At 70.0% G+C, this 5,526-nt stretch carries 5 protein-coding genes; all 5 read right to left on the bottom strand.

Going from position 1 to position 5,526, the window contains the following annotated elements:
• Positions 1 to 637 (bottom strand): MFS transporter (locus KBY19_RS35480; RefSeq protein ID WP_210967484.1); only part of this gene is annotated, 637 nt, incomplete at its 3' end.
• A 101-nt stretch (positions 638 to 738) separates the two neighbouring features.
• Complete coding sequence (locus KBY19_RS35485) at positions 739 to 2,292, bottom strand: 4-hydroxyphenylacetate 3-hydroxylase family protein (RefSeq protein ID WP_099877161.1); 1,554 nt, start codon at positions 2,290 to 2,292, stop codon at positions 739 to 741.
• Entirely contained in the window at positions 2,289 to 3,032 is a 744-nt protein-coding gene (locus KBY19_RS35490; RefSeq protein ID WP_210967485.1) for a flavin reductase family protein, read from the bottom strand. The genes KBY19_RS35485 and KBY19_RS35490 overlap by 4 nt, the downstream gene beginning before the upstream one ends.
• Positions 2,977 to 4,788: a non-ribosomal peptide synthetase gene (locus KBY19_RS35495; RefSeq protein ID WP_210967486.1), complete on the bottom strand. Its 1,812-nt coding sequence runs from the start codon at positions 4,786 to 4,788 to the stop codon at positions 2,977 to 2,979. Before KBY19_RS35495 ends, KBY19_RS35490 begins: the two co-directional genes overlap by 56 nt.
• 128 nt (positions 4,789 to 4,916) lie before the next feature.
• The coding region (locus tag KBY19_RS35500) for an FAD-dependent monooxygenase (RefSeq protein WP_210967487.1) at positions 4,917 to 5,526 on the bottom strand (610 nt) is incomplete at its 5' end.

The following is a 5,526-nucleotide window of genomic DNA, read 5'->3' on the forward strand; positions in this document are numbered from 1 at the left end:
CGATCACCAGGGCGTTGGTGCCGTAGACCCCCCACAGTCTCGCGTTGCGGAAGGCGGAGATCTCCCCCCGCAGCCGCATCCGCTCCGGCATCGGGGTGGTGGGCACCCTTCGCCATACGGCCAGCGCGTTCAGGCCCGCGAGCGCACCGACGGCCCAGAAGCTGGCCCGCCAGCCGAAGTGCTGATCGATCAGGGTGGCGGCCGGCAGCCCGACGACCTGGGCGACCATCAGCCCGCCGAAGAGCACCGAAAGGGCGCGGCCCCGCTGGTCCTTGTCCACCAGTTGCGCGCACACCGCGACAGCGATGCCGAAGAACGCGGAGGCGGCGAGCGCCGTGATCACCCGGGCGGCCACCAGCACCCAGAAGTCCTGCGCCGCGGCACCGAGCACCTGGCCGGCAACGAAGGTGGCCAGCAGCCACAGCAGCGCCTTCTTCCGCGGTACCCGCAGCAGGGCGACCGTCAGCACGGGGCCGCCGACGACCATGCCCATCGCGTAGACGGAGATGAGGTAACCGACGGTGGAGACCGACACGTCGAACTCGGACGACAGGCTGGGCAGCAGCCCGGCGACCATGATCTCCGTCGTGTTCAGACAGAAGACGCCGATCCCCAGGACCACGATGGCGTAAGGCATGCGACTCCGTTTCACTGCGACCGGCCGAGGCGGCTCGCCACGCCTCGGCCGGTTGATCCCCCAGGGACCGTGGGCCGTTGCCCCGGGCCCGCCCCGCTCGGCTAGACGAGGCTGGGGTTGACGAGGTCGGGAGCGGTCCATCCGTCGAGGTCGTACTCGGCCATGCACTCCTCCGCGAACCCCTTGTAGGCGTCGACGAGACCGGAGTTCTGCTGTGCCAGCAGCAGTTCGATGCGGACGTTCTCGTGGTTGCCCGAGTAGTTGCGTTCGTAGAGTTCGTGCCGGCCTCCGAACTCCGTCCCGATGGAGTCCCAGACCAGCTTCATCAGCTTCACCCGCTCCACCGAGTCGTAGCCGTGGGAGCCGCGCACGTACTTGTCCAGCAGGCGGCGGAGTTCGGGCTGCCGGAAGTCCTTGGCGTGCGAGGTGAAGTAGACCAGCGCGCTGCCCAGGTCCTGGAGCAGGATCTCGCGTATGCGGGGGTAGCCGATGGTCATGAACCAGCGGTAGGCCATGCCGTAGTCCAGGTTCGGCAGCAGTGCACCGTTGTGCCAGGTGTCCGGGTTCTGCGCCATCGCGTCACCCAGACCCCAGAACATGTTGCGCCAGGCGAGGACCTCACCGACCCGGGTCTGGATGCCGCGGAAGTCCTTGGTGCCGGTGGCTTCGACGCCCTTGAGCAGCAGGCCGGCCAGGAAGTCCAGCTTGACGCCGAGCCGGGTGATGCCGTGGAAGGTCAGCCGGTGCGTGAACCCGGAGGAGGTGAGGAAGGTGCCCGCCTTGGCCGTGTCGCCGTAGATGAAGACGTTCTCCCAGGGGACCTTCACCCGGTCGAGGATGAAGATCGTGTCGTTCTCGTCCATCCGGCTGGAGAGCGGGTAGTCGAAGGGGCTGCCCACCGCGTCCGCCATCACGCCGTACGAGGGGCGGCAGATCAGCTTCACCCCCGGGGTGCCCATCGGCAGGGTGCACACCAGCGCGTACTCCCGCTTTTGGACCGGCAGCCCGTAGTGCGCGATGAAGTTGCAGTGGGTGATCGCCGAGCCGGTGGCGACGACCTTGGCGCCGCTGACGATCAGGCCGTCGTCCCGCTCCTCCTCCACGTGCACGAAGACGTCGTTGCTGTCCGCGGGACGATGCCGGTCCACCGGGGGATTGATGACCGCGTGGTTCCAGTAGAGGACCTGTTCCTGCGCTTCGCGGTACCAGCGGGCGGCGTTGTCCGCGTACTCGCCGTAGTACTCGGGGTTGACGCCGAGGCTCACCAGGAAGCTGGCCTTGTAGTCGGGGCTGCGCCCCAGCCACCCGTAACTCATGCGGGCCCACTGCGCGATGGCCTCACGGTCGCCGACGAGGTCCTCGACGCTGCGCGGGATACGGAAGAACTTGTGGGTGAAGCCCTGGCTCCCGGTGTCCGTCGGGGCGGTCAGCACACCTGCCCGTTCGGGGTCGTGCAGCGAGTCGTAGAGACGGGCGGTCATACGCGCGGTGTTGCGGAAGGCGGGGTGCTTGGTCACGTCGTCGACCCGCTCCCCGTAGGCCCAGATCTCCCGGCCGTCGCGCAGACTCTCCAGGTACTCGTCGCCCGTCAGCGGCCGTGTGACACGTGGCTGCGCGCTCTCGTCGGCGGTGGGTCCGCGGCCGTGTTCCGTCATGTCCGACCTTCCGTGGTCATGGGGTGGGCTGGTTGGTGACGCTGCGCATTGGCCGGGTCGTCGAGCGACCCGGACCAGGGTTCGGTGCGGCTGTCGGCGGCGAGCCGGGGGAACCCGCCCCGGAAGAAGGCGAGCGGCGGGCCCCCGGTGACGTGGAAGCCCACCACGCTGCCCACCAGGAGCTCGTGGTCCCCGCCGTCGTACCGGCGCCATGGCCGGCACACGAGATGCCCGACCGTGTCGGCGAGCAGGGGCACTTCGTCCGGTCCCGGAGCGGCCCAGCGGACGGGCTCGGTCATCGGCCGGCCCGCGAAGTGCAGGGCCACGCCGCACTGCCCCTCGGTGAGCACGTTGATGGCGTACGGACAGGAGCCGAGCAGCGCGGCGGCCCGGCTGCCGCGGTCGAGACCGACCAGCACCAGTGGCGGGTCCAGCGAGACGGAGGTGAAGGAGTTCACCGTGATGCCGTGCACCCGGGTGCCGCGCCGGAAGGTGACGACGGTGACGCCGGTCAGGAAGCTGCCCAGGCAGGCGCGGAGTTCCCGGTGGTCGACGGCCACCGGGCCGGGGCCGCCCGTCTCCGGGCCGCGCGTCTCCGGTGCGCCCGTCTCCGGGGTGCCCGTCTCCGGGGCGCCCGCTGCTCGGTCCGCGCTCCGTCCCGCGCCCGCGCCGGGTGCCGAGGGTTCAGCCGGCGGCGCGCAGGTCCTCGATGTGCCGCGCAAGCTTCTCGGCGTTGTCATGCCGGAAGATTTCTTCGACACTGATGTCAATACCGAGCACCTTCTTCAGGTTGGAGGCCAGCTGCACGAAGTGCAGCGAGTTCCCGCCGTTCTCCAGGAAGCCGTTGGAGGCCGTGACGTCGTCGACGCCGATGATGTCCTTCCAGGTGTGCAGAACCGCGGCTTCCAGTGGGCTGCTCATGCGTTCACCGCTTTCCGGTCGTTCGGTCTGGGTCCCGGGGTCCGTGAGGGAGGTCCGGTCGATCTTTCCGTTGACGTTGAGGGGCATGGCGTCGAGGTGCCGGAAGTCCGAGGGGATCATGTAGTCCTGCACCAGCTCGCGCAGGTGGCCCACCAGCTGTGAGGGCCGCAGGGCCGCGTCGTCGCGGGTGGTGTAGAAGGCCACCAGTCGGCGCTGGGTGATCTCGTCTCCGAACGCGCGGACCACCGCCTGGTCGACGGCCTCGTGCGCGCGCAGGGCGAGCTCCACCGCGCTGGTTTCGACGCGGTAGCCGCGGATCTTGACCATGCCGTCGGACCGGCCCAGCAGCAGGAGGTTGCCGTCCGGTGTCCTCAGGGCCCGGTCACCGGTCCGGTAGAGCACCCGGCCGGGGTCGGCGGGGTGGGGCACGAACTTCTCGGCGGTCGCCGTGGAGTCGTTGAGGTAGCCCCGGGCGACCCCGGCCCCGCCGATGCACAGCTCGCCGGGCTCGCCGGGCTCGTCCGGTGCGCACGGCCTCAGCCGGGCGTCGAGGACGTCGGCTGTCATCAGTGGCATCGCACGCCCCACCGGCACCCGCTCCCCGGCCCGTGGCGGGTCGTCCCCGCGGACGCGGTGCACGGCCACCAGGGAGGAACCCTCCGTGCAGCCGTAGCAGTTGTAGACCTTCGCCGAGGTGGCAGCGGCCGCCTTCGCCAGGTGGGCGGCGGAAGGGAAGTCCCCACTGACCGTGATGACGCGCACGTTCCGCAGGCTCCGGGGCTCCTGGTCGACCAGCAGGTTGAACAGGCCGCACGGCAGGCTCAGGAACGTCACACCGTGCTGCTCGATCGCCTCCACCAGATCCGTGAGTGTCGGTGTCCGCGGGGGCAGGACGACGAGCCGGGCGCCGTGCAGCAGGCTCTGCCAGATCTCGATGGTGGACGCCGCGAAGGAGTGCGCCGCCTGCTGTACGAAACAGTCGTTCTCGGTGATCTCGAATTCGTCGCTGTGCACGGCCAGCCGGGTCAGCCCACGGTGCGGTACCAGCACCCCCTTGGGCCTCCCGGTGGAGCCGGAGGTGAACATCACGAACGCGGGGCTCTCCGGGTCCGACCCGGCCTCCAGGGCGCCGCCGTCGCAGTCGCGGGCGCGCTCGATCAAGGCGGTGGTGGTCAGCCGGCGCGGTCCGTCCCCGGAATCCGGCGCGGGCCACCGGCCCTGGTGCACGAGCAGCCGGACATCCGCTTCCTCGACGATGCTCCGGACGACTGCGTCGGGGTGGGCGGGGTTCAGCGGGACGACGCAGCCACCGGCTTTGAGCACGGCCAGCGTGATCACGTAGAGCTCAAGGGAACGGGTGAGGTGGAGGCCGACGAAGGTGCCGGGCGCCACGCCGCACTCCCGCAGGGCGTGGGCGGCCTTGTCGGCGCGTGCGTCGAGTTCCGCGTAGGTGAGCCGCTCCGGCCCGTGCACCAGGGCGGTCCTTTCCGCGTACCGGCGCGCCACTTCCCCGAAGACTTCCGGAAGCGTGCTGTTCTCCGGTCCCGGTCCCGTTCCCTCTGTGACGCTGCGCATTTCCCGCGCTCCTTTCCCCTGCCGGTGGCAGTGGTCGATCCGGAACATTTCGAGAACGAGAGCCGGCACGTGGCGGCAAACGCGTGTGCATTCCCCGGGTCCGCAGGCGTTCGGCTGCGATGGAACAGTTAGTTGATTTCCGTTTGGCAATCACTATTGGGTGTGTGAGCTGTCGCTGTCAAGTCGCTGTAGGTCAACCGGCCGCTGCGGGTGAGCAGTTCGAGGGCGAAGCGCGAGGGGCTCAGTCCGATCACCCGGCCGATGTCCTCGAACCACTCCAGGCTCACCTGCGCGGCGCGCTGCGTCGCCGCCACCGCCGGGCGGCGCTCCGCCTCGTACAGGGCCAGCGCCTCCGGGACCGAACCGCACTGTTCCAGGCAGGTCGCCAGCGACAGGGCGTCCTCCAGCGCGAGCTTGGTGCCCGATCCGACGGAGAAGTGGGTGGTGTGTGCCGCGTCCCCCAGCAGCACGACGTTCTCGTGCCACCACTTCCGGTTGCGGACCACTGTGAACCGGCGCCACCGGGACCGGTTCCCCCTCAGCCGATGCCCCTGCAGGGCGGCGGAAAAGATCTCCTCCAGCCTGCCGATCGCCCACCGGTCGCTGCCGTCCGCCGTCGGCGGGGCCTCGTCGCCGGCGGGGAAGCCCGCCGCCCGCCAGGTGCGCTCGTCGGCCTCGGCGATGAACGTGCTGCGACCGGTGTCGAACGGATAGGCGTGCCCGTGCAGGGGCCCGTAC

The sequence above is a fragment of the Streptomyces sp. B15 genome (assembly GCF_018070605.1).
GTDB lineage: Bacteria > Actinomycetota > Actinomycetes > Streptomycetales > Streptomycetaceae > Streptomyces > Streptomyces smyrnaeus.